The sequence below is a fragment of the Mesorhizobium sp. M2A.F.Ca.ET.042.01.1.1 genome, from assembly GCF_003997405.1.
Lineage (GTDB): Bacteria > Pseudomonadota > Alphaproteobacteria > Rhizobiales > Rhizobiaceae > Mesorhizobium.
Genome location: NZ_RZRX01000457.1, coordinates 1 through 2,583, shown reverse-complemented (window position 1 = coordinate 2,583; position 2,583 = coordinate 1). Strand labels below are relative to the sequence as shown.

The window sequence follows — 2,583 nt, the reverse complement described above, 5'->3', positions numbered from 1 at the left end:
ACCGTCTGCAGCGGGATCTCATGCTGCAGGAGCACGACATCGCCCTTTTTGAGATAGGCCTTGGCGACATCGCCCGGCACCACCGAATCATTGGCGCCCGGCACGACGGCGATGACGTTTTCGCCGTCGGCGCCGACCAGGATCAAGGCGGTGCCGGTCGAGGCGAAGCTTTGGCCGACACCGGAGAGATCGACATTGCCGGCCTTGAGAAGGGCGAGCGCGTCGGCGGCGAAACTATCCTTGCCGACCGCGCCCACCATGCGTACCTGGGCACCCGCGCGCGCCGCGGCCAGTGCCTGGTTGGCGCCCTTGCCGCCGGGGGCGGTGGCGAAGCTCGAGCCGCGCACCGTCTCGCCGGGTTCCGGCAGGCGGTCGACATTGGCAATGAGATCGAGGTTGATCGAGCCGACAATGATAATCACAAAAACTGCCTCCCGTTGCAGCGGCCCGGGCCTGTGCTTGAAGGCGGACCTGCTCCAAGATTTTGCTTTTTGCAATTCCTGGCGAAATGGGCGGCGAAGCGCCAGTCCTGGAATTGCGTGCTGGGCGCGAAGCTAGCCGCAAAGACCGCCGGTTGCCAGATCATGCCGGTTGCGCGGGCTCTTGGCCCACAGGCATCATTCGCAGCGCACCGTCACCGTGCCTTGATAGTTGCCTGCCGGGAAGATGCCGGGCGACTTCGTGGCAGTGAGATCGACCTGGATGGTGTGGGTGCCGTTGGTCACCCGCTGCGGCGAGCTGCCCGGTATGTCCACGCCCGAGCCGTCGAGGCGGAAGACGGAGGCGAACGAGACATTGGTGTCGCCACCGCTCGGCGCCGAGGTGAAGGCGATCGGCGCCGGCGCGGAAACGGTATAGCAGTCCAGCAGGTTTAGGATGGAACACAGCGTCGAGTTCGCCGTGATGGTGGCGCCGGCGCTCGACCCGCCTGCCTGCTTGGAGCCTAAGATGTTGATGGCGGGGTTCGATTTCATCGTCCCCGAGGCGCCGATCATGATCGTGCAGGTGCCGATGATCGCCGCCTGCGCCGGAAGGCAGAGACCGGCAAGCGCCGCCAGCGCGAACAGCGCGCTTCTATTTCCGCTTCTTTTTCTTCGCATTGCCGGTCGTGCCTCTGATGGTCCAGCCTTCATTGGCCCATCCCGCCGATTTGACTTGAGCCACGTTGGCTTGGCCCTCGTTGGCTTGAGTCGCGCTGGCCTGGGGCGCAGCGCCCTGGGGTGGCGAGGCGGGCACACTTCCCGTCGTCTGGCCGTCGGCGCCGAGGCCCATTTTGAGCAGCTTCAGTTCAAGCTGCAGGCGCTCGACTTCCAGCTCGTAGAGGCGGCTGCAATCGACGCGTTTGGGCGTCCGCCCGATCGGAATCACCACGCGGCCATAGGTCGCGACGTCGCTGTTGGCCTGGTTGCTGGAGTTGTTGCCGTGGATGACGCCGAGGTCGAGATAGGCGCCGCTGCCGGAAACGGCCGAGCGGCAGGTCGTGCCGTCGCTGGCATGAACCTCGTCCTGCCCCTGGGGCAAGGTGACGCCGGGCAGGCTGAAACCGGTCTGGTTCTGATTCAGGTTCAGGATATCCTCGGCAAGTCCCCGACTGACGACAGCCAGGGCGGGCAGCAAGGACAAGGTCAGAACCTGCGATGCCCGAAGAACTTTCCGCATATCTGTGCCCTTATCTGGGTCTGCTCGCTTGGAAAGGGGATACTCTCGGTACAGATACGCACTTTACGCTCGTTCGCGCCGTCGAACGGGACGACCACCAGGACAGGGCGCGACGCCTGGCCGGCCAGAAGGAAGGCGCTCGGCGTGATCCTGGCCGCGACGGGCTGGAAATCCTGGTCGTAGACATGGACCTCGACGCGGATGCGCTGGTTGTACGGGTTGCCCGGAAAGACGCGGACGGCAAAGGCATCGGTGAAGGACCGCACCTCGCCCCGCATCGGCGTCATCGACTGGCCGGTCGCCGCTACGGGAGACAGCGCGGCGATCAGGCCCGCCGCCAGGATTGCAATTCTTCTCAAGGACCGCTCCTTTCGCGTGAGAGCTATTCGCAGCGCAGCGTCACCGTTGCCTGGTAATTGCCGGCGGAGAACCGGTTCGTGCCGCTCTTGGTGCCGGCGAGATTGACCGCCACCGTCGATGTGCCGGGCACCGTCAGCGCGGTCGCGGTGCCGGTTTCGGCAATCGTCTGCGCGCCTGAAGTGGCGAAGGTCGGAGTCCATGTCGTCGCCGTCGTGTCCGATGCCGGCACGGTCGTCGTGGTTACCGGGTCCACGCTGAGCGAGACGCCGCCCGTCGTGTCGACCTGAGCGCTGCCTGCCGAGCCGCCGGCATTGTGTGAGCTCAGCGACTGAAGATTGCTGCTCACGGTCATCGTGCCGTTGGAGTTGATCGTGATGGTGCAGGTCGCGGTGATCGTGGCGTTGAAAAGCACGTTTCCGGTGGCGGCCGGTGCCGTCTGGCCGGCGCAGGCGGCCAGCAGGCCTGCTGCCATTGCGGCGCGAGCGAATTTCATTGGGACCCCTCCTTCGAGCCGGGTGGTGCCGGCTCAACGTCGGGTCATCTTCCCTTTATCGTGGTTAATTT

5 protein-coding genes are annotated in these 2,583 nt (G+C 65.0%); all 5 read right to left on the bottom strand.

Annotated features, from left to right (window positions below; all coding sequences use genetic code 11):
* Positions 1 to 422: PfkB family carbohydrate kinase (locus EOA23_RS33610; protein ID WP_245474435.1), on the bottom strand; the 422-nt coding region annotated here is incomplete at its 3' end.
* Between the two features lie 195 nt (positions 423 to 617).
* A complete protein-coding gene (locus tag EOA23_RS33605; RefSeq protein ID WP_127307218.1) occupies positions 618 to 1,100 on the bottom strand; it encodes a hypothetical protein in 483 nt (160 codons plus the stop codon).
* A complete protein-coding gene (locus EOA23_RS33600) occupies positions 1,075 to 1,659 on the bottom strand; it encodes a hypothetical protein (RefSeq protein WP_127307217.1) in 585 nt (194 codons plus the stop codon). The genes EOA23_RS33605 and EOA23_RS33600 overlap by 26 nt, the downstream gene beginning before the upstream one ends.
* Positions 1,626 to 2,009, bottom strand: a complete 384-nt coding sequence (locus EOA23_RS33595; protein WP_245430037.1) for a hypothetical protein — start codon at positions 2,007 to 2,009, stop codon at positions 1,626 to 1,628. Before EOA23_RS33595 ends, EOA23_RS33600 begins: the two co-directional genes overlap by 34 nt.
* A gap of 32 nt (positions 2,010 to 2,041) precedes the next feature.
* Positions 2,042 to 2,512, bottom strand: coding sequence for a hypothetical protein (locus EOA23_RS33590; protein WP_127307216.1), 471 nt, complete (start codon positions 2,510 to 2,512; stop codon positions 2,042 to 2,044).
* Positions 2,513 to 2,583: the final 71 nt, after the last annotated feature.